Source organism: Thalassotalea coralli, from assembly GCF_055786205.1.
Genome location: NZ_JBVVBK010000005.1, coordinates 221615 through 241078 on the forward strand (window position 1 = coordinate 221615; position 19464 = coordinate 241078).

At 39.8% G+C, this 19464-nt stretch carries 21 protein-coding genes; 10 read left to right on the forward strand and 11 right to left on the reverse strand.

What is annotated here, in order from left to right:
• The first annotated feature begins 28 nt into the window (after positions 1-28).
• The 3 genes from ACOB80_RS14130 (at position 29) to ACOB80_RS14140 (ending at position 1726) form a co-directional block, all read left to right on the forward strand.
• Entirely contained in the window at positions 29-508 is a 480-nt protein-coding gene (locus ACOB80_RS14130) for an RNA methyltransferase (RefSeq protein WP_473166496.1), read from the forward strand.
• An 11-nt stretch (positions 509-519) separates the two neighbouring features.
• Entirely contained in the window at positions 520-981 is a 462-nt protein-coding gene (locus ACOB80_RS14135; RefSeq protein WP_473166497.1) for an ASCH domain-containing protein, read from the forward strand.
• Between the two features lie 70 nt (positions 982-1051).
• Positions 1052-1726: a nitroreductase family protein gene (locus tag ACOB80_RS14140; RefSeq protein WP_473166498.1), complete on the forward strand. Its 675-nt coding sequence runs from the start codon at positions 1052-1054 to the stop codon at positions 1724-1726.
• Between the two features lie 65 nt (positions 1727-1791).
• Here ACOB80_RS14140 and ACOB80_RS14145 read toward each other — a convergent pair whose 3' ends face one another.
• Together ACOB80_RS14145 and ACOB80_RS14150 are read right to left on the reverse strand one after the other, a co-directional pair.
• Positions 1792-2001: a hypothetical protein gene (locus tag ACOB80_RS14145; RefSeq protein WP_473166499.1), complete on the reverse strand. Its 210-nt coding sequence runs from the start codon at positions 1999-2001 to the stop codon at positions 1792-1794.
• A 25-nt stretch (positions 2002-2026) separates the two neighbouring features.
• Positions 2027-2368 carry a ribonuclease E inhibitor RraB gene (locus ACOB80_RS14150; protein ID WP_473166500.1) on the reverse strand — a complete coding sequence of 114 codons (342 nt, stop codon included), beginning with the start codon at positions 2366-2368 and terminating at the stop codon, positions 2027-2029.
• Between the two features lie 98 nt (positions 2369-2466).
• Between ACOB80_RS14150 and ACOB80_RS14155 the strand changes: the two genes are divergently transcribed.
• Entirely contained in the window at positions 2467-3342 is an 876-nt protein-coding gene (locus ACOB80_RS14155) for an RluA family pseudouridine synthase (RefSeq protein WP_473166501.1), read from the forward strand.
• Between the two features lie 6 nt (positions 3343-3348).
• On the opposite strand, the gene dapA is transcribed toward ACOB80_RS14155, so the two are convergent.
• The 3 genes from dapA to ACOB80_RS14170 all read right to left on the reverse strand — a co-directional run bounded on the left by dapA (position 3349) and on the right by ACOB80_RS14170 (position 5532).
• Positions 3349-4257 carry a 4-hydroxy-tetrahydrodipicolinate synthase gene (gene dapA, locus ACOB80_RS14160; RefSeq protein ID WP_473166502.1) on the reverse strand — a complete coding sequence of 303 codons (909 nt, stop codon included), beginning with the start codon at positions 4255-4257 and terminating at the stop codon, positions 3349-3351.
• Between the two features lie 43 nt (positions 4258-4300).
• Positions 4301-4681, reverse strand: a complete 381-nt coding sequence (locus tag ACOB80_RS14165) for a hypothetical protein (protein ID WP_473166503.1) — start codon at positions 4679-4681, stop codon at positions 4301-4303.
• 101 nt (positions 4682-4782) lie between these two features.
• Entirely contained in the window at positions 4783-5532 is a 750-nt protein-coding gene (locus ACOB80_RS14170; protein ID WP_473166504.1) for a DUF4097 family beta strand repeat-containing protein, read from the reverse strand.
• A gap of 122 nt (positions 5533-5654) precedes the next feature.
• Between ACOB80_RS14170 and ACOB80_RS14175 the strand changes: the two genes are divergently transcribed.
• The 4 genes from ACOB80_RS14175 to ACOB80_RS14190 all read left to right on the forward strand — a co-directional run bounded on the left by ACOB80_RS14175 (position 5655) and on the right by ACOB80_RS14190 (position 10019).
• On the forward strand, positions 5655-6920 hold the full coding sequence (locus ACOB80_RS14175; RefSeq protein WP_473166505.1) for a CinA family nicotinamide mononucleotide deamidase-related protein: 1266 nt from the start codon (positions 5655-5657) through the stop codon (positions 6918-6920).
• Between the two features lie 251 nt (positions 6921-7171).
• Positions 7172-7498, forward strand: a complete 327-nt coding sequence (locus tag ACOB80_RS14180) for a hypothetical protein (RefSeq protein WP_473166506.1) — start codon at positions 7172-7174, stop codon at positions 7496-7498.
• 38 nt (positions 7499-7536) lie between these two features.
• Positions 7537-9222 (forward strand): flagellar assembly protein A, encoded by a 1686-nt coding sequence (locus ACOB80_RS14185; RefSeq protein ID WP_473166507.1) that lies wholly within the window; start codon positions 7537-7539, stop codon positions 9220-9222.
• Complete coding sequence (locus ACOB80_RS14190; RefSeq protein ID WP_473166508.1) at positions 9219-10019, forward strand: DUF2884 family protein; 801 nt, start codon at positions 9219-9221, stop codon at positions 10017-10019. The genes ACOB80_RS14185 and ACOB80_RS14190 overlap by 4 nt, the downstream gene beginning before the upstream one ends.
• A gap of 307 nt (positions 10020-10326) precedes the next feature.
• Here ACOB80_RS14190 and ACOB80_RS14195 read toward each other — a convergent pair whose 3' ends face one another.
• The 5 genes from ACOB80_RS14195 to ACOB80_RS14215 all read right to left on the reverse strand — a co-directional run bounded on the left by ACOB80_RS14195 (position 10327) and on the right by ACOB80_RS14215 (position 15058).
• Entirely contained in the window at positions 10327-10815 is a 489-nt protein-coding gene (locus ACOB80_RS14195; RefSeq protein ID WP_473166509.1) for a hypothetical protein, read from the reverse strand.
• Between the two features lie 104 nt (positions 10816-10919).
• A complete protein-coding gene (locus ACOB80_RS14200) occupies positions 10920-11438 on the reverse strand; it encodes a DUF4199 domain-containing protein (RefSeq protein WP_473166510.1) in 519 nt (172 codons plus the stop codon).
• Between the two features lie 88 nt (positions 11439-11526).
• A complete protein-coding gene (locus ACOB80_RS14205; RefSeq protein WP_473166511.1) occupies positions 11527-11958 on the reverse strand; it encodes a response regulator transcription factor in 432 nt (143 codons plus the stop codon).
• A 155-nt stretch (positions 11959-12113) separates the two neighbouring features.
• Positions 12114-12617 carry a DUF6702 family protein gene (locus ACOB80_RS14210; RefSeq protein ID WP_473166512.1) on the reverse strand — a complete coding sequence of 168 codons (504 nt, stop codon included), beginning with the start codon at positions 12615-12617 and terminating at the stop codon, positions 12114-12116.
• Between the two features lie 8 nt (positions 12618-12625).
• On the reverse strand, positions 12626-15058 hold the full coding sequence (locus tag ACOB80_RS14215; protein WP_473166658.1) for a M1 family metallopeptidase: 2433 nt from the start codon (positions 15056-15058) through the stop codon (positions 12626-12628).
• Between the two features lie 273 nt (positions 15059-15331).
• Here ACOB80_RS14215 and upp point away from each other — a divergent pair, with 273 nt between their 5' ends.
• The gene (upp, locus tag ACOB80_RS14220) at positions 15332-15958 is read left to right on the forward strand and encodes a uracil phosphoribosyltransferase (RefSeq protein WP_473166513.1); all 627 of its coding nucleotides are present in this window, start codon (positions 15332-15334) and stop codon (positions 15956-15958) included.
• 31 nt (positions 15959-15989) lie between these two features.
• Entirely contained in the window at positions 15990-17234 is a 1245-nt protein-coding gene (locus tag ACOB80_RS14225) for a uracil-xanthine permease family protein (protein ID WP_473166514.1), read from the forward strand.
• A gap of 154 nt (positions 17235-17388) precedes the next feature.
• Here the strand turns inward: ACOB80_RS14225 and ACOB80_RS14230 are convergent, their stop codons facing one another.
• On the reverse strand, positions 17389-19389 hold the full coding sequence (locus ACOB80_RS14230; RefSeq protein WP_473166515.1) for a TonB-dependent receptor domain-containing protein: 2001 nt from the start codon (positions 19387-19389) through the stop codon (positions 17389-17391).
• Positions 19390-19464: the final 75 nt, after the last annotated feature.

The following is a 19464-nucleotide window of genomic DNA, read 5'->3' on the forward strand; positions in this document are numbered from 1 at the left end:
TAACTCATGAGGAAATAAGTAGTACCTAATGGCACGCGTAAAACGAATTGAAAAAGACTTTGGTTTTTTTGGTATTGGTATTATGAACAATATTAGCCAAGAAAATATTGGCACTTTATGGCGCTCTGCCTACATTATGGGTGCCAGCTTTATTTTTACCATTGATAAACGATACAAACCCTGTGGCGCAGATGTGGCAACAGCTTGGACTAAAATTCCGCTGTATCATTACCAATCATTTGAAGAAATGAAAGCAAACCTGCCCTACTCTACCAAGCTTGTTGCCGTAGAAATGGGCGAACGCTCGATCGAAATTGGGCACTATCAACACCCTGATCGTGCGGTATATTTATTAGGAAACGAGCAATCTGGTTTACCTTCTCATATTACCGAGCAATGTCACGATGTGATCAAGTTGCCGGGTGAGTTTTCTTTAAACGTTGCAGTTGCGGGCAGTATTGTCTTGTACGATCGTCAACAAAAGCTATCTGCATTAGATCTATCATAGGTTAATCATTTATGGCATTCACTTCTGCTCAAACTCAGTTTCTCAACGCTTTTTATGAAGTTGCAGGAGAGGAACGACAGGTATTGGATGCTTGGTATTTTTGCGATAACGAATTTGACGCCAATGATTGTGCACAGTTGGTGGTAAACGGGATAAAACAAGCCACTTCCTCTTCCTTATGGTGGCATAAAGCAAGTAAAGAGCCTGTTCCTAAGATAGGCGACTTAAATTTAGTTACCGATTGGTATGCAAACCCAGTGGCCATCATCGAAACGACTAAAGTTGATATCGTTCCCTACAACAAAATCACGGCTGAATACGCAAAAATAGAGGGAGAAGGTGACCAATCTTTGGCTTATTGGCAAAAAGTACATTGGGCGTATTATCATCGAGAACTCGCCCCTTTTAACTTGATCCCACAACAGGATATGCCAATTGTTTGTGAACAGTTTCGCTGTATTCACTCGAATTAATATGTTGCACTTGCAATATATTTTTAACTCGTTAAGCTAGAGTCAACAGCAACAAAAAAGATAACAAACTATGCAGCAACATGATGCCAGCCCGCTAACGGACTATATTGAATACTCACAAGATGAAATGCTAAAACGTTCAGAAGCATTTTATCAAGATATAAAACGTAGGCATACTATTCGCCAGTTTAGTGATAAGCCTGTTCCGAAAGAAATAATCGAAAACTGCATTAAAGCAGCCGGGACTGCTCCGAGTGGTGCTAACCATCAGCCATGGCATTTTGTTGCTATTAGCGATCCTGAAGTTAAAAAACAAGTAAGAGAACAAGCTGAAGGACATGAGCGTAGCTTCTATGCAGGTCGCGCCGGTGAAGAGTGGCTAGATGCACTAAAGCCGTTAGGTACCGACGCCGATAAACCGTATCTTGAGTCTGCGCCATGGTTAATTGCAATTTTTAGTCAAAAGAAAGGCGGCATTCACGCAGAAGATAAAAACACCAACTACTATGTGCATGAATCTGTAGGTATAGCGACAGGCTTTTTAATTAATGCGTTACACTCGAGTGGTCTAGTTACCTTAACCCACACACCAAAGCCTATGTCTTTTCTAAGCAAGGTGTGTAATCGCCCTGAAAATGATCGCGCTTATATGCTGCTTATTGCCGGCTACCCTGCAGAAGACGCTACGGTACCGCATCATGCTTTAGTGAAAAAATCTATCGATGAGATTTCTACGTTTTTATAGAGCTCTTATTTCAACGGACTATCAGTAACGATATTAATGGAGTTAGATTTAATCGACCGACCGGGTTAACTTAACTCTAACTCCACATCAGTACACTGCTTAGCACACTTTATTTTCCCAGCGCCCGATTTATCATCCATCACTATGTTAATCGGCTGATGACACTGCGGACACTGCGTTACCTTTCCCGCGAGAACTTTCTTTATAAATTGCTTCTGATTGGCAAAACTATCACTAAATTTTTTATTGAGTTGCTTAATTAAATCTTTATCCACCACACTTTCCTAATTTGTTACTCGTTTAGGTGGTTGGGCTATACCAACCATCAAACAATCCTTGAAAATGCTCTGCACTACTTTCCAATAAGCCAATATAGGCGGTGATGTTGTCGTAACTGGCACTCATTTCAGGATAAGCGGTTATTTCCCATGGAAATTGTTCATTCTCAGGATACGGACAAAAAGATAACTTTTGATTGTTTTCTAATAATAATTGACCAAATTTAAGCGCTTGGTCTTTGCTCGCAAAAATCACTGAAAACTGGATTTCGCGTGTCTGAGCTAAATCGTCGCCAGAAAGTAACATTTCCCACAAGCCGTTGCCGTGGGCATCATCAGGAAATAAAGAAAAATCTCGTTCCATTTTTATATCTCAATGCTTAGAATGCCCATAGTCTAGCGGCTTTAACAAAAAAAAGCAGTGAATATTGTTACTTCCATTTCATTTAGTAGAAAACGTCTATGTTAAAAACAACCTTTGAATATCTAGTGCCGACATCAGGTCAAACGGTTAGAGACTGCCTTGCTGAAATGATATCTACGCAGAATTTTATTTCGTTACAGCAAGCAAAGGACGCAGTGAATAAAGGGGCTTTGTGGGTTCAGCCAAATAACCAAAGAAAACCGCTAAGACTTAGACGACTAAAAAAAGTACTAAATAGTGGTGACAAACTCTACTTGTATTATGACCAGCAAGTATTGAGTCAGCAGTGCTCTGATGCGCAGCTTATTGCTGGTTTTGATCAATACAGTGTCATGTATAAACCCTATGGCATGTTATGCCAAGGCTCAAAATGGAGCGATCACACCACAATTACTCGATGGTGCGAACAACAGTTAACACCGCAACGCCCAGCGTTTATCGTTCATCGACTCGATCGAGCTGCTTCTGGTTTAATTCTTATAGCCCACAGTAAAAGCGCAGCACAAAAGTTATCGGCATTATTTGAAAAACGCAATATCGCTAAGCAATACCAAATTGTCGTTGAAGGACTACTAAAAGACTCTCCAAAAACAGTAACAACGCCTATAGATGATAAGCCTGCAATTTCGCACTTTACTGTAAACCAAGCGGCTGTTGAACATAACCTAAGTTTGTTAAATGTCGATATTGAAACAGGTAGAAAGCACCAAATAAGAAAACATGCCGCCAGTATTAATTTGCCTGTGGTCGGCGATAGACTTCACGGGACGGGTAATTTTGAAGAGGTAAACTTACAGCTGTGTTCGGTAAAACTAGCTTTTGATTGTCCGTTTAGCAAAGAGAGAAGAGAAATAATGCTGCCAGATTCATTAACCCCAAACCTGACAGCTATCACCAATATAACAAAAGCTTAGTTATTTCTATGGCGTGTATTTAAAGTCGCCGTCTTCTAATAGGTCTAATGTATCACCCACTAAATCGTCGGTCGCAATATCAGCAAGTAATTTAAAGCCTTTTTCACGTTGTGCTGTTGTTAATGCTTGATAAGGCAAGCGGAAGTTTTTGTCGACCGCGCCCGTCATCATCAATGCCGTATTAATGGCGATTGGGTTTGGCTCACAGAATAACCATTGCATTAAACCTTGTAGCTTGTCGTTTAATTCAACGTTTTCTTCATCCATTAGTTTACGCATTAAACCCGGCACGATATTAGACGTAACTGAAATAACGCCGTGAGATTTAAATTGATGGCGGCCAGAGTGACTTTCATCATCGTTACCAGACCAACAGGCAATACCGCGCTGCTCATAATAGGCGATACGATCGTTGCCAGCACACTCTTTCATGCCGACAAAGTTCGGGTGGTCGGCAATTTGCTCAATGATGTCAGGCGTTAAATCTTGGCCCGTACGGCTTGGCACGTTATAGATAAAAGCAGGACCAATTTCTAGCACTTTCTTAAAGTGTTCAACAACACCAGCACTTGAAGTACGACCATAATAAGGATTAATTTGCAGTGCGGCATCCATCCCCATAGCAAAACCATTTTCACTGGCTTTAATCGCCTCGCGGGTATTATTTGAGCCTGTATTACCTACAATAATAAGCTCTTTGCCATACTTGTGAACACTGTGAGCAATCAGCATTAAGTGCTCTTCCCAACTTAACAGGTGACCTTCACCTGTTGTGCCGCCAACAACAATTCCGTCAACTCCTGCTGCTATCTGTTTAGCTACTAACTCATCATATTTGGCTAAATCTATTTCGCCGTTTGAGTTATAAGGAGTTTTAATCGCAGTGATCAAGCTTGCAGAATGTAATTGCTTCATGGGAAATCTCGATAATTATTGCTGTCGCTAAGATAATAGATTGTTAACAGTGGGCGATTCTATCAATAACCCGCTTCAGGATAAACACCTCTTTACTGACAATATGCTGATATTTAAATTTTTGTCCTGACATTTCTAGTACTTTATAGACTTGATAATGCTCTTCATCACTCGGATCTAAAACATATTCCTTATCACCAATAATTTGTACTTTAGCCATAGTGAAGTGAATATCGCCAACAAGCCCCCAAAAACCAAATTCTGCGGTATGCTCTATAAGATTTCCTTGCTTGTCATAAGTAGAAAAATCAAACTGGTATTGACCATCTTCGGTCATACTCGCCTGTTCTAACTCTTGAGTTCCATCCTCTAAAACTTCCTGTCTTACCCACTCGCCAATCAACTGAGCTCTAGATATCGTCATAAAATATTGTCTTAACTTATTCTGATTATTTATAAAAAAAGCGGCAAAAGCCGCTTCTGTATTTTCAATAAAGCTAGAGCTTATTAAGCCCTAATGTAATTTTACTTAGTTTTAATTCTCACACCACCATTAACGGTTTCTATTTCGACATTAACTTCGCCATTGCCCACGATGCCCGTTAACTCTTTACCGATAAAACCGCTTTTTTTCATTTGAAGCCCCATGTCATTTTTTATACTGCCATGCATGGTTTCTACATCCACATCTAGTCCCATTGATTCTGGAACTGTTAGTTTAATTCTACCGTTAACCGTTTCTAATTCGATTTCGTCCAGATCACTAGCAGCAGAAGCGTAGCTAATGTCAATGCTGCCATTGACAGAACTCACATGGCTGTCACGAGTAAGGCCTTCGATTGATACCGAACCATTAACCATCTCAACATCTACTTCACCCTCTACCCCTTCGACCTGCAGAGAGCCGTTTACCATTTCAATAGACTTTAAGCTAACTGATTTCGGCACCTTAACAATATAATCAACAGCGCCTGAGCCACCATTGCCCCAGTTGTTTTTTTTGTGATGGGTTTGCACTATCACGCCATTACTGTTTGAACGCATATCAACTTCGATCAAGTTTAGTGCTTTTTCTGAATCTGCAGAAATATTAGCAATAACTTCAATCGCTAGTTTATCCCAAGTGCTAATGTCTACTTCGCCATTAACGTTGTCTAGCCTAAATTCACCATTAGCACTTACGTCAAAGGTTTTAGTTATTTTGCGTTCTACATCGGCAACAGCCATAGTAGAAGTAAGTATAGAAGCAGCCAAAATCATCTTAGATATTTTCATATTCAATTCCTTGCAATTTTTCTTTTGTTCATTTAGTTACTTGTTTTAATAAAAAGGTTTAAATGTTTAGCAGATAAAAGTAAATTTCTTAACATTATTAATTCAAGAGTCTGAAAAGCGACATGAAAGTGCAACTGTTAATGACGGGAGACGAGTTACTTTCTGGGGATATTATTGATAGCAATGCAGCTATGATTGCTAAAAACCTAAAGGAACTCGGTTTAACCGTTAATAAAAAAACAACCTTAGGCGACAAGTTAAACGAGTTAACTCAAGAGTTAACCCATGGCAGTTGCCTTGCCGATATAATCATTGTAAACGGAGGCCTTGGGCCTACAGTCGACGATCTTACTGCTCAAGCATTAGCTATGGCAGCAAATGTTCCGATTGTTTTGCATACTGACGCCGAAAAGCACCTTCAGCAATGGGCTGAACGCAGAAACTTGGCCTTGTCAGACGCCAATATGAAACAAGCTTACTTGCCAAAAGGGTGTAATATTTTGGATAACCCTGTTGGCAGTGCAGTAGGATTTTCAGTTAAGTTAAACAACTGCCATATTATTTGCACTCCTGGCGTCCCTAGTGAACTAGAGGCTATGTTAAGTTCAAGCGTAAACGACACACTCCAAACAATAACAAAGTCATTGCAAAAACCGCTATTAAAAAGGCTATACGTATTTGGTATTGGCGAAAGCAATCTTCAACAAAAAATATCTGATAACTTCGCAGACTGGCCTAAAGAAATCACCTTAGGATTTAGAGCAAGTTTTCCAACATTAGAAGTAAAACTGTTGGCAAATGATCCTGCACATGCAGATTTACTTAAATTTTGGACACAACGATTAACAGACTTTCTTGGTGATCATATTTTTGCGAAAGATGTAAGTACTCCCCCTTCTCTTGCCAGCATAGTTCAAGGCTTGCTAATAGAACAAGGGCTCAAAATTACTGCCGCTGAATCATGTACAGGTGGCTTAATTTCCAGTTTAATTACCGCTGAAGCAGGCTCGTCGCAAATATTTGAGGCCGGATACATCACCTATTCTAATGAAGTGAAACAACAACTAGTTGGCGTTAAAGAAGAAACGCTGCAAAGACACGGTGCAGTTAGTGAAGAAGTTGTTGTGCAAATGGCTAAAGGTGCTTTACACGCAGCTAAAGCGGACATCGCCATAGCTGTGTCAGGCGTAGCTGGACCTTCTGGCGGTAGTATTGAAAAGCCTGTAGGTACGGTATGGATTGCTTGGGGCAACAAAAACAATTTACAAACTCACAAGTTTTTGATTAAGGGCAATAGGCATTACGTTCAACAAGCAACCGCTTATCGAGCGTTAGATTTAGTTAGAAGGTATTTACTTGAAAGTGAACAACTTCCTGAATATTTATGATTGAAAATGTTGAAATGTAATCAATGAGTTATCTCCAATGATGATTTTTATGTTACCAAAGTGTAAAATTTAGTTGCTAACCACTATGTTTTAAGGTTATTTATTGCGTCATAAATCAAAAATTTATATATTTAGGGATAGGTAAAACTAACCTATAAGATGCCTGTAGCTAGTAACAAGCCATGACACGTGCTTGAGGTATTAAGAAAAGCTACAATGCGGCAGCAAAAACGCTATATTAGGAGCGCATTTTGATTGAAAAAAATTTCATCACTAGTGGCAGAAATACCATTATCCATAAAATTAGAAAATTTGACCTACTAATTATCAACGGTAGTCACCCTGTTGTTATCGTGAGTAACAGAGGTATTGGAGTTTACAATGGGACGATTCCACACAAAAAATCAGACGCGAAAAAGGCTTACCAAGATGTAGTCGATGTTAGTGCTATTGATGTGTTTGGTGAAAATAAAACTTTGTTGTTTATTCAAGCATTAGACAATAAAGAGTATAAAGTAGATTACTCTAAAGTTGGTACCAACAACTTTATTCGCATTCACCAAGAAAACTATATTTAGTCGAATTTAACCGTAAGTTGTAACACAGAGAGTTAAACGTGACCCAAGCTAGCTTAGTTCCTAACAAAAAAAACAATATAGACCTGTTACTCAAGCCAGTTAAAAATGACACCTTGTTAACTGAGGCTTCAATCCATGAGCTAATCCAAGAATCAGAGTACAGCACCCTATTCGTGGACAATGGCAACATCAAAAATGCGATAGCTGAGCTTAATAGTGTATTAAAGCCTCTGCAAGCTGGGCAAAATGGTCGGGAAATTCGTTATCAGGTGCTAGAAAGGCGAGATGCAACCATTTCTATCGAAATTGGTAGTGATGAAATGGAAGCGTCTGCAGAAATATCTACCGCGTTAGGCGGAAAACATTTAACTGCAAAAGCAATTTTGGTTTCTGCTCAACAAGCAGGTGTTACGCGTGGCTTTAGTAAAGAAGAGCTAGTAAAACTTGCCAAACACGCTGCACGAGAAGAACCAGGTTCTCTTGTTAAAGGCCTTATAGCGAAAGGTAAAGAACCTGTAAATGGCAAAGACGCTAAAATTAAGCATTTGGTGCAAAGTGCCCAAGACAGAATTCTTCGTCCTAAAGAGCGTGAAGATGGTACCGTCGACATGCGTGATCTTGGTGATATCATCTGTGTAAAAATTGGTGACCCTCTTGCTAAGAAAATCCCGCATACAGATGGTGTAAAAGGCTATTCTGTTACCGGTACCCCTTTAGAGCCACAACCCGGTGAAGATTTAGAGCTAAAAGCAGGCGATGGCACTTCTATTAGTCCAAAAAACAGTGACGTATTACTCTCTACTCGCGTTGGTTTACCTCGTATTATCGACAATGGCATGGAAGTAGACGAAGTCTACCAAATTAAAAATGTCGACGTGAGTACTGGCCATATTGATTTCGAAGGCAGTGTAATTATTGATGGCGATGTTTGTGAAGGCATGCGTGTAACTGCTCGTGGCGATATTACTGTAGGCGGCTTTGTTGAATCTGCTTTTCTTGAAGCGGGCGGAGATATAACAATTAGCAGCGGAATTATTGGTAAGAAACAAGAAGTAGAAGATGTTTCGTTAGATGATATTCAAATGAGTGCCAATATCCGTGCTGCAGGAAGCATTTACGCCAAATACTGCCAATATGCTGACATAAGCTGTAAAAACTTACGTATCGAAAATCAGATGATGCATTGCATCGTCGAAGTACTTGAACGTGTTTGGTTAGGTACTGAAGAAAAAGCAAACGGTAAATTAATAGCTGGTCATATTAGTGCTGGCACTGCAGTTCACGCGGGTACAATAGGTGCGACGGCCGGTAGCCCAACCATAGTTCGCTTTGACCATAAATTAGAAGCGCTTCATCAGCAAATGGAAGAACTCGAAGAAAAATTAGAACACGAGTCAAATCAGACTAACGAGCTTAAAGCGGCTAGTAATAAGTTAAGAAAACTTCCGAAAGATAAAGTGAACCCAGAAACCCTCAATAAAGTCATGTCTACTTACAAATACCATGCAGGTCAAATGGGCGTGTTATTAAATGAAAAAGAAGAACTAGAAACAAGTATAGAAGACTACATGACAAGCATCGTCTTAGAAGGTACAGAAAGAGTTTATCAAGATGTTCAGCTTTTTATTGGTAAATTTCAAGAACGAACTAAACGTGAGTACGGACCAAGTCGTTTACGTTATAAAGAACGAAAGATCATCATAGATCCTATAGTGTCAGCATGATCTCTTTATCTTCTATAAAAAAACGCCTAGTACCTTTGGCATTGCTATCTGGTGGATGGCTGTTTTCTTCATCTGCGCTTGCATTATCATGCGACATTAAGTTCAAGTACGGTATTATCATCGACCCTCATCATATTCGATTGCTAGATCATGGTATTACCCATGTCCAAATTAATAATGACAAGCAGTTATTTATTAAAGGGTATGAACAAAAGCTTTCTGCAGAGCAACAAGCCTTATTAGGTGAATATGCACAAGGCATACGACAACAAATTCCCGCAGCTGTTTCTATTGCTATTGAAGGCGTTGACGTTGGCTTAAAAGCCGTTAATAAGGTGATAGCGGGGGTTACGGGTGAAAACAGTGCCTCTCATCAACAATTGCAGCGAAAATTTGACGAATTGCAATGGCAATTACGAAAACGTTTTAACCACAGTGATGATAATTACTATATTGCATCCCAAGATTTTGATGAATTCGATGAAATTTTTACCGGGGCGTTTGAACAAGAGATCGAAACTCTGGTAATGGACTCTGTCGGTACTATGCTTGGAGCTGTTGGCGACGCTATGGTCAACAAGCAAGAAAGTAAAGGTGAAAGCAGAGCAAGTACGTTCGACAACAAAATTGATGGTATGAGTGACGGTCTACAGCTAGAAATTACTGGAAAAGTAGATGCTATTAAAGCCAAGGCTGCGAATTTCTGCCAAGATTTACACATATTGAACGATATTGAAGACGAGCTCATTAACTCAATACCTGCGCTTAAAGAGCATGGGTTAATTATCAGTAAATAGCCCTCGCCTTCTTAAATAACCTAACTTTCTTGCATTAATTGACCGTCTGCAGACATCAATGCCGCTATCCATTTGGTTTCCTCGATATTGGAAAAATAATAGCTGTTGAAACTAAAAAAGGAACGACCAAAAACGTTCCTGCAACTTCTAACTGTTTAAAGCGAATTATTAACGCATCAATTAACAGCCAAATGAGTAACGAAATCGCCAAGGGAATCAAAATCGCTTTAATTAAAATGAGAATTGGTAATTACAACAACAAAGATGACTAATTTCATGGCTTGCGATTGCGTGCTCATTAAAACCTCTATTTACCATCGTCTTTTTTCTTACCTACGGTTTCAGAAGCGAGTTTAATTATAGGAATAAGAGCGGTTAATCCCCCTTCGCTAAATTGTTTAATGTCTTTACCAAAGCGATGCAGTTTTTCCGCACTATCAGTAAAGTCAGCAACACTAGACTCAACACCAGATTTCAAATCGTTAAAAAGTGAATCCCTAATAGACTCTGCAGCCTCTACGGCGGGAGATTTTTGCTCTGCTGAACGAATAAGATATAGGGGAATGAATGACAATACGATATTTATTGCCACCATTATCCAAGCTTTTTGCGCAAAAAAATGCAATTCAGAAAAGTGTAAATAAACAGCCACATTTGCCGTTAGCAGTGCCAAACCTAATAAAACGATGGTGGCAGCTATAAACACAGCCGACTTTTTTTGCTTAGCGACTTCTAACGACAATAAACTCTTTTCAATATCGTACAGCATTTGCATTTTATCTATTTGATGTTTCATTCCCTACCCCTTTATACATGAATCTTATGCATTTAAGTGTAGAACTAATGACACAAATAGCTGTGTTATTTTAAGTTTAAAATATGTATGGGTGGAGATTTCAGTTAAGCAGCTTTCCTTTGAGTAAGCCCCGCGACAAGGGAGATAACAAAGCCCACCATAAATACGCTAGTGAACATAGCGAAAAAGTTTACCCAAGGGTTCATAAAAATTTCTTTGTCTTGCTCTAACTGAGCAATTTGTTGATTAATTTCAACTTCAGGTAAACCACTTTGACGAACAGTTTCAATATAATAGTTAAAGTAATTGTCCATAAATTCGGGTTCAATGTAAGTAACGTATGCGACGTTATACAAACCAAACATTAGCGCTGCAATAAAGCTAATACCAAGACCTAAACCAAAAGCCTGTTTGAACGAAACACTATCTGGCGCTTGTACTTGCTTCAATTCTTTTACCGCCACAAAAATCGTTAATAAAGACAATACCATGGTGGAATAGCCAATGACCTCTCCCATCTTATAAGTAGAAGGATCTGTGCCCATAATCACACCGCCGATATAGGGTACGAGCACGACTATTGTGCCGGCAATTAAACCAAACTTAATCATTAACTGTTTCATTGTTCTTTCTCGACTGATTGAATGAATTCGAGTCTTTATCTTGTTAAATCTAGCCTATAATGTCGTCACCCGAAAGGGTGATATGCATTTAATATATAATTTTCAGTGCCTTAGCCTCAGCCACCGCCTGAGTTCGATTTGAAACTCCGAGTTTAATAAATAGCTTTTTGAGGTGAGTTTTGACGGTATTTGTTGAAATAAATACACTATCGGCAATCTCTTGATTGGTGTAGCCTTTCGAAAGAAATATCAAAAGCTCTAATTCACGCGCTGTAAACTCTTGCTGTTTAACTACATCTAATGTCGGCTTTTCGACAACCACCTCTTTCTCTTTAATGACCTTAGCGGGTTTAAAAAGCCACGCAGACACTAAGCCAATAACTAAAAATATTGTTGCTGTTACTGCGAGAAAGCTATCTAATGACATGCGATAGCTAAAAAATTGATACTCCACCAGCTTTATTAAAGCTAACAAAGCAAATAGCAAGCAGCCGTATTTTAGTATCAATCGTCTTTGCACAAGTAAAACCAATTAACTATTTACGCAAACAGTACGTTGAATAGTCATTACATTGCAAGTAATTTGAAAAAGAACGAGCTCACACTAGCTGTTTTGCTCGGCATAAAAAAAGCCGATAACTAATTAGCTATCGGCTTTTATAAGAAGAGTATTAATTAGTGATGAAACTCAATCGTTGCTACTTCAACAGAGCCGTCGAATGTACGAGTTCTAACTTTTCCCTTACCCTCAACGTTTACTGTATTAACTTGGCTTGGCCAAATGTCACGCAGTGCTGCGTGCTCAATTTTAAGACCGCCTAAAACAACTGGTTGTTTAGTTTCCTGATAAACCCAGAAAAACTTACCTTCAACTTCAAAACCAACAGATTTCAAATCGAGAAGCTTTCCTTGTTCGTCACGAATGGCAAAGCGCTTAACAACATAATCAAAGAATTGTTGTTGCGTTTTTTCCGAGCCAATAATATCAGCTTCTTTGCCGAATATTTCTTTTACAGCGTGTTCCGCGTCATGAAGATAAAAGCGATGACTCACTTCAATGTTTTCTGTTCGCGGGTTAAAAAGCACTGTGCTTATAGCTGCTTTTTGTTGATGGCTAACAGCTGTGCTACTAAACAGCACAGCCACCATAAACAAACTAACGATTAATTGCTTCATCATAATCCTGTTTATTTATCTTCTTTTTCTTTCTTTTCTTCGTCGTCTTTGTCGCTTTTCAGCTCTGTTTTAATGTCGTGCATAATGTCACGGCTAACTTTGCTAGTGCGGCGCTTCGACTTGTACGCTTCAACGCGTGAAGGAATGATGCGACGTGGGTAGTGGTTATTCTCTACATCTACGTCAGCTGTTTCCCAGCGAGGGTCAACAGTTACGTTAACTAACTCTTTTTCTTTCTCTGTAACGATAAGCTTACTTACTGCTTTTGGAGACTTGCGCCAAATTTCAGCAGGAATACGCATTTCTTCTTTACTACCGTCAGCAAATTCTAACTCAAGGATAATTGGCATAACCAAGCCACCTTTGTTAGTGAAATCTAATACGTAGTAGTTCTTATCTTCAGACACTGTACGTTCGAACGCTTTACGCTCCCAGTCTTTCATGCCCTTTAAAAAGCTTTGATAAGAGTTACGCTCTTTATTCGTTACAGTAAAGCGATCATTTTCGTCGTAGAAATCTTTAATGTCTGGGAAGCGCTCAATCCAAAGTTTCTTACCTTCAGCTTTGTTACGCTCGTCAGTTAAAGAGTATGGCTTATCAAGCTCTACTTGACGCTCACGTGCAAAATCGATGTCTGGATCTTTAGTGTCTACGCGTAACTTGTAAATACGATCTAATGAGATATCTACGTGATCAGTTGAATAGAACCAACCTCTCCAGAACCAGTCTAGGTCAACACCAGACGCTTCTTCCATAGTACGGAAAAAGTCTGAAGGTGTAGGACGCTTGAATTTCCAACGTTGCGCATATTCTTTGAAAGCAAAATCGAATAATTCACGACCTAAAATCGTTTCACGTAAAATGTTTAATGCTGCAGCTGGTTTAGTGTAAGCATTAGGACCTAAACGCAATACACTGTCAGACTGAGTCATAATTGGTACCTGATACTGAGACTTCATGTAGCCAGTAATATCACGAGGTTCAACACCCCATGGGATCATTGGGTCCCACTCACGACCAGCAACGCCGTCTAAGAAACTGTTTAAACCTTCGTCCATCCAAGTCCATTGACGCTCATCTGAGTTAACAATCATCGGGAAGTAGATGTGACCAATTTCATGGATAACTACACCAATAAGGAAACGCTTCTCAGCTTGAGAATAGGTACGAGAACCGTCATCACGAAGTTCAGTACGCGGACCGTTAAACGTGATCATTGGGTACTCCATACCACCTACAGGGCCATTAACTGACTGAGCTGTTGGGTATGGGTAGTCAAATGAAAAGCGAGAGTATACTTCCATCGTATGGATAACCGACTCAGTAGAGTACTTCTTCCATAGATCGCCACCTTCTTTCGGGTAGAAAGACATTGCCATCACTAAAGGAGTTTCTTTACTGTCTTGTTTGTGACCACGTGCATCCCACATAAATTTACGAGATGATGCCCAAGCGAAATCACGAACGTTATCAGCTTTAAACTTCCACGTTTTAGTTTTGTTAGTGCCTTCTTTTTCGTTTTCTAACGCTTCTTCTTCAGTCACGATGAAAACGATACGGTCAGCATCTTCAGCTTTTTCTAAACGCTTACGTTGTTCTTTCGTTAAAACGTCTTTAGGGTTTTGCAGAACACCAGTAGATGAAACAATGTGGTCAGCAGGAACTGTCATTTCAACTTCGTAGTTACCGAACTCTAATGTGAACTCACCGCTACCTAAAAACTCTTTGTTTGTCCACGCTTCATAATCAGTGTATGAGTGTAAACGAGGGAACCATTGTGCTAATAAGAAAATGTCGTTGCCACCTTCACGAGCATCATCAGGGAAGTGCTCGTAACCAGCACGTGCATTCACTGCATCTTCTTCGACAATATTGAAGGCAAAATCTAAAGCAAAGTTAGTTTTTTGACCTGGTTTCAGTGGTGTTTTAAGGTCGATACGCATGTTGGTACCAACAATAACAAAATCTAATTTGTTGCCACGGCCGTCACGAACATTGCTAATTTGGTAACCTAGCTCAGTATCGTCAACAAAGTGCTGACGACGCAACGAGTGAAGGCTCAATTTCGCTGGCTTACCGTCTTTTAACGACTTGCTGTTAAATGTCTTTGTTAGCGAGCTGATTGAATCAGGCTTAAAGATATTTTGATCTAGTTGAAGCCAAAGGTACTTCAAAGTGTCAGGTGAGTTATTGGTGTAAACCATAGATTGCTTAGCTTCTAAACGACGCTTCGCTTCATCTAATTTTACTTTAATTTTATAATCAACCTGTTGTTGCCAATATTGATGGCCCGGTTCACCTGCCGCATTACGGTATACGTTAGGTGTTGGCAAAACTTCGTCTAATTGACGAAATTTGTCTTCAAAAGAGCCTTTTGTTTGCTTGATAGCGTCGCCATGTGCAAATAGCGAAGCACTACAAACTAACAACGTGGCCAGTTTCATTGTGTGTTTTCTCATGATTGTTTTACTCACATTTTGAGTTGAAGCGCGCTCTAGCTACGCGCGAGCGTGTGATAATATAACAAACTTTTCACATAAATCTTGCTGTTTTATCAGAAAAATCTGTTAAATCATCGCTTTTTACTTGTTAAACCTTAAAAAGCCGCTAGCGATTACAATCTATCACAGGTTTTGTCTCATGGGTAACTCCAATTATTCGTCAAATATGCTACATTTTAGATACGCACATTTTCGTATAAATATTAGGAGCCTAGCGTGCCAACGTTTGAAATTAACCACCCACTAATAAAGCATAAAGTTAGCCTGATGAGAGCAGCTAATTTAAGCACTCGAGACTTTAGACTTTTAGCCAGTGAAGTAGGCAGTTTACTCACTTATGAGGCAACAAAAGATTTAGCGCTAGAAAAGTATACCTTTGACGGTTGGAATGGCGATATTGAAGGCGACAGGGTCAAAGGCAAAAAAGTAACGGTCGTACCCATCTTAAGAGCCGGATTAGGTATGTTAGATGGTGTCGTTAATTTAATCCCTAACGCTAAAGTAAGTGTTGTCGGCTTATACCGAGACGAAGAAACACTTGAACCTGTAGAGTATTTCAAAAAGCTTACCTCAAATATTGATGAGCGCTTAGCGTTAGTTGTTGATCCAATGTTAGCAACAGGCGGCTCTATGGTTGCCACTATAGATATATTAAAAGAAGCAGGCTGTAAAAATATTAAAGCACTAGTGTTAGTTGCAGCACCTGAGGGCATCGCAAAGATGGAAGAAGCGCACCCTGATGTAGAAATATACACAGCAGCCATTGACAGCCACCTTAATGAGAATGGCTATATCATCCCTGGGCTTGGTGACGCAGGAGATAAGATATTCGGCACTAAGTAACCACTCCCCTCATTTGCTTTTTTACGAGAATTTGCCCGTGAATAACAATATTTCTATTAAAAACGCAGTTGCTGGATTGCAAATGCTTTTTGTCGCCTTTGGTGCGCTTGTTCTAATGCCACTTATTTCAGGACTAGAACCAAGTGTGGCACTCTTTACCGCAGGCATAGGTACGTTGGCCTTTCATTTTATTACGAAGAATCAAGTCCCCATCTTCTTAGCCTCTTCTTTTGCGTTTATCGCGCCAATTGGCTATTCGGTGTCTACTTTCGGTATGGCACAAACGATGGGCGCACTTTTTGCTGCTGGCCTCGTTTATATGCTGCTTGCTGCTTTGGTAAAATTAAAAGGTAGTGCATTTCTACATAAAATTTTGCCACCAGTAGTCGTAGCCCCAATAATTATGGTGATAGGGTTAAGTTTAGCGCCTGTTGCCGTAAACATGGCAATGGGTAAAACAGGTGACGGTGCTGCCGAGCTATTCCCATACCAGCAAGCGTTGTTAGTATCGATGGTATCGTTAGCGACCACCCTATTCGTTGCTATGTTTGGCAAAGGCTTATTTAGGCTAGTGCCAATATTAGCAGGTGTCATCGTTGGCTATATACTTTCATTTGCCCTAGGCATGGTAGAAACGAAAGTTGTCGCTGAATCGAGCTGGTTTGCTATGCCTAAGTTTGTCACGCCTGAGTTTAGTTTAGCGGCAATCGCATTTATGCTGCCTGTTGCTATAGCGCCAGCAATAGAACACGTCGGTGATTTACTGGCGATCAGTAACGTAACCGGAAAAGACTATTTTAAAAAGCCAGGCCTGCATCGCACTCTGTTAGGTGACGGTGTCGCAACCTCACTTGCCTCCTGCTTTGGTGGTCCGCCTAATACCACCTACTCGGAAGTGACTGGTGCAGTGATGTTTACCAAAATGTTTAATCCGGTGATCATGATTTTTGCAGCAATCGCTGCGATTTGTTTGGCATTTGTCGGTAAATTTGGCGTTGCGCTACAAACGATTCCTACACCGGTGATGGGCGGCATCCTTATCTTGTTATTTGGCTCAATTGCCAGCGTAGGTATGAATATTTTGGTTAAATCTCAAGTCGATTTATCAGAGCAGCGAAATCTAATTATTGTCTCTACAACCTTAGTATTTGGTATTGGCGGTATGGCAATCGGCAATCAAGACTGGAGCTTACAAGGAATAAGTTTATGTGGCTTAGTAGCAATCTTTCTGAATCTCGTATTGCCAAAATTAAAAACGACAGAAGATACTAACTAAGACGTTATCTACAAGGTTAACACCGCAAACAAAAAAACATTAACAAAAGCCGGTAAACTAAAGTTAGAGTGCTCTATAAAGCAAAAGGCTACCTAGTAATACCTACTAAGTAGCCTTTCACTCTGTCATCGCAATATTTGAGTAAGTAATGCCCTTAGAAGCTATAACTTACTGAAACACGAATATCTCGACCTGGTTCATATAAACCACTAACAATTTCCCAACCAGGAACATGGCTATAATCACCAACACTTGAGTGGTCACGGTAATGTTCATCAAACAAATTTTGAACAGCAAGGTTAACATTCAATGCTTCACTTTCTAGCGGTTGCCACTGTAGGTATATGTCGTGAACTTGATAACCTTCTTTGTCGATGTATTGAGTTTCAGGTAACCAACCTAACTCTACAGATCTAAATAAAGCTTCAATGTTATTTAAATCTTCAACTAAGGTGAAGTTCCAGCCAAACTCTAAAGTGTCTGTTAAAATGTAGCTAACGTTTAAGTTCCATGTATCGCCGCGTTCATTTGCTAAGCCGTTTTCTTCGTAACCTTCAACAGTGTGGCCATTTAGCTCAGAAGTGTTGTTGTTGTAACTTGCAACAATGTTTAAACCGTCATTGTTATAGCCAGCTTTTAATTCAAAGCCGTCAGTTTCTAACTTTCCAATGTTCTCATAATAAACACCTTGGAAAATTTTATCTTTGATCACATCGTCGATATCACTTTGGTAATAAGATGCTACAACTTGCCAATTATCATTGTGATACGTTAAGCCAACTTCTTTGTTAGTCACTTCTTCAGGCTTAAGTTCTGGGTCAATGGTTGCTGATTCAATAGTAAAAGAATCACCGACTAATTTACCGCGCATCGCTTCAGCATAACCTAAAGTTAGTAACCAGTTATCTGAAATTGTATAGTTAAAACCTAGATTAGGGCTAAAACCGTCACTGCTAATATCATTATCAAAGGTAATCTGTTCTAAATCATACTCATCGTAGCGCGCACCGAAACTAAATAATAAATCCGCTGTTAATTGCCAATGGTCTTGGAAGTAAACACTTGAAACTGTCCCTTCTTCCTTGTGGCCTGGTGCCGCATCTGGCTCTAGTGAACCCGAGCTTACTTTGTCTTTTCGGTATTCAACACCATATGTTAACGTATGATCTGCTAACTCAGAGGTATTGCGTAAGTCAAAACCCGTTGATTTCATTTCACCGCGGTACTTACCCCAACGCGTGTGCACGTCTTGGATAATACTATTTTCAGTGCTGTATAAGGTCGCTTCTATATTGATTAATTCACTTGCCGAGTAAGTGTAGTTGGCAACGATAGTTTCGCGCTCACCATCCATTGGGAATAAAACAACACCTTCCATTGGGTTCCAGTTAGGACGTTGTGCGTATTCGCCTTCTTCTTCACGGTTTTCATAGCTTAGTGTTAAATGTTGGCCTTCAGAAATCTCACCGTTTAGTTTGAAGAATGCTAGGTTCTGCTCAGCAGATGTACCCATGATTTCTTTGCCACTGCCATCTTCCATGTTTTCATTATCAACATAGATGTAAGAGCCAAGAATACCCCATGAATCGCTCAAAGCACCGTATAATGTTGCCGAGGTTTTGTAACCGTCATTTGAAAAGTAACCCGCTTTTAATGTGCCACCAAAGCGCTCACCCGGCTCTAATAAATCTTCAACATCTTTTGTTTTAAAACGAATTGCACCGCCAATTGCACCTGCGCCAGCCGTCGCTTCACCTGCACCCGCTTGAACTTCTACTTCTTTTAAAAGTTCAGGCTCAATTGCAACTCGACCAATGTGATGGAATAACGTACCTGTTTGTGGTGCGCCATCAACCGTCACGTTTAACAAGGTATCTTCCATACCTCGAATATAGATTTTTTGTGCAATACCTAAAGAACCACCAACAGACACTGAAGGAATCGTTCTGAAGATATCTGACAGATCATTTGCTTGGAATTTTTCTAGCTCTTCAGCCGTAACTTCAGAGTTAGTTGTTTGACCTACAACAACAATAGTTTCAATATCTTCTTCGGTAACTTCATTTGTTTCTGCAAGTACTGGAGATGCTGCGAAAGCTAGAGAAACAGCTATCGCCAATGGCTTAAGCCTTGAGGCTTGAGTGATACTTTTCATTTTGATTCCGATTACGCTAAAAAATTAAATGCGAATTATTGTCATTTGCAACAATAAATAAAGGACTTTTACATT

Coding starts and splice junctions, on each gene's coding strand:
- ACOB80_RS14230 (WP_473166515.1), bottom strand. CDS start 19,389: ATGAAAAGTATCACTCAAGCCTCAAGGCTTAAGCCATTGGCGATAGCT.
- ACOB80_RS14155 (WP_473166501.1), top strand. CDS start 2,467: ATGTTAAAAACAACCTTTGAATATCTAGTGCCGACATCAGGTCAAACG.
- ACOB80_RS14140 (WP_473166498.1), top strand. CDS start 1,052: ATGCAGCAACATGATGCCAGCCCGCTAACGGACTATATTGAATACTCA.
- ACOB80_RS14210 (WP_473166512.1), bottom strand. CDS start 12,617: ATGATGAAGCAATTAATCGTTAGTTTGTTTATGGTGGCTGTGCTGTTT.
- ACOB80_RS14170 (WP_473166504.1), bottom strand. CDS start 5,532: ATGAAAATATCTAAGATGATTTTGGCTGCTTCTATACTTACTTCTACT.
- ACOB80_RS14150 (WP_473166500.1), bottom strand. CDS start 2,368: ATGGAACGAGATTTTTCTTTATTTCCTGATGATGCCCACGGCAACGGC.
- ACOB80_RS14190 (WP_473166508.1), top strand. CDS start 9,219: ATGATCTCTTTATCTTCTATAAAAAAACGCCTAGTACCTTTGGCATTG.
- ACOB80_RS14215 (WP_473166658.1), bottom strand. CDS start 15,058: ATGAAACTGGCCACGTTGTTAGTTTGTAGTGCTTCGCTATTTGCACAT.
- ACOB80_RS14135 (WP_473166497.1), top strand. CDS start 520: ATGGCATTCACTTCTGCTCAAACTCAGTTTCTCAACGCTTTTTATGAA.
- ACOB80_RS14200 (WP_473166510.1), bottom strand. CDS start 11,438: ATGAAACAGTTAATGATTAAGTTTGGTTTAATTGCCGGCACAATAGTC.
- ACOB80_RS14130 (WP_473166496.1), top strand. CDS start 29: ATGGCACGCGTAAAACGAATTGAAAAAGACTTTGGTTTTTTTGGTATT.
- ACOB80_RS14175 (WP_473166505.1), top strand. CDS start 5,655: ATGAAAGTGCAACTGTTAATGACGGGAGACGAGTTACTTTCTGGGGAT.
- dapA (WP_473166502.1), bottom strand. CDS start 4,257: ATGAAGCAATTACATTCTGCAAGCTTGATCACTGCGATTAAAACTCCT.
- ACOB80_RS14165 (WP_473166503.1), bottom strand. CDS start 4,681: ATGACGATATCTAGAGCTCAGTTGATTGGCGAGTGGGTAAGACAGGAA.
- ACOB80_RS14195 (WP_473166509.1), bottom strand. CDS start 10,815: ATGAAACATCAAATAGATAAAATGCAAATGCTGTACGATATTGAAAAG.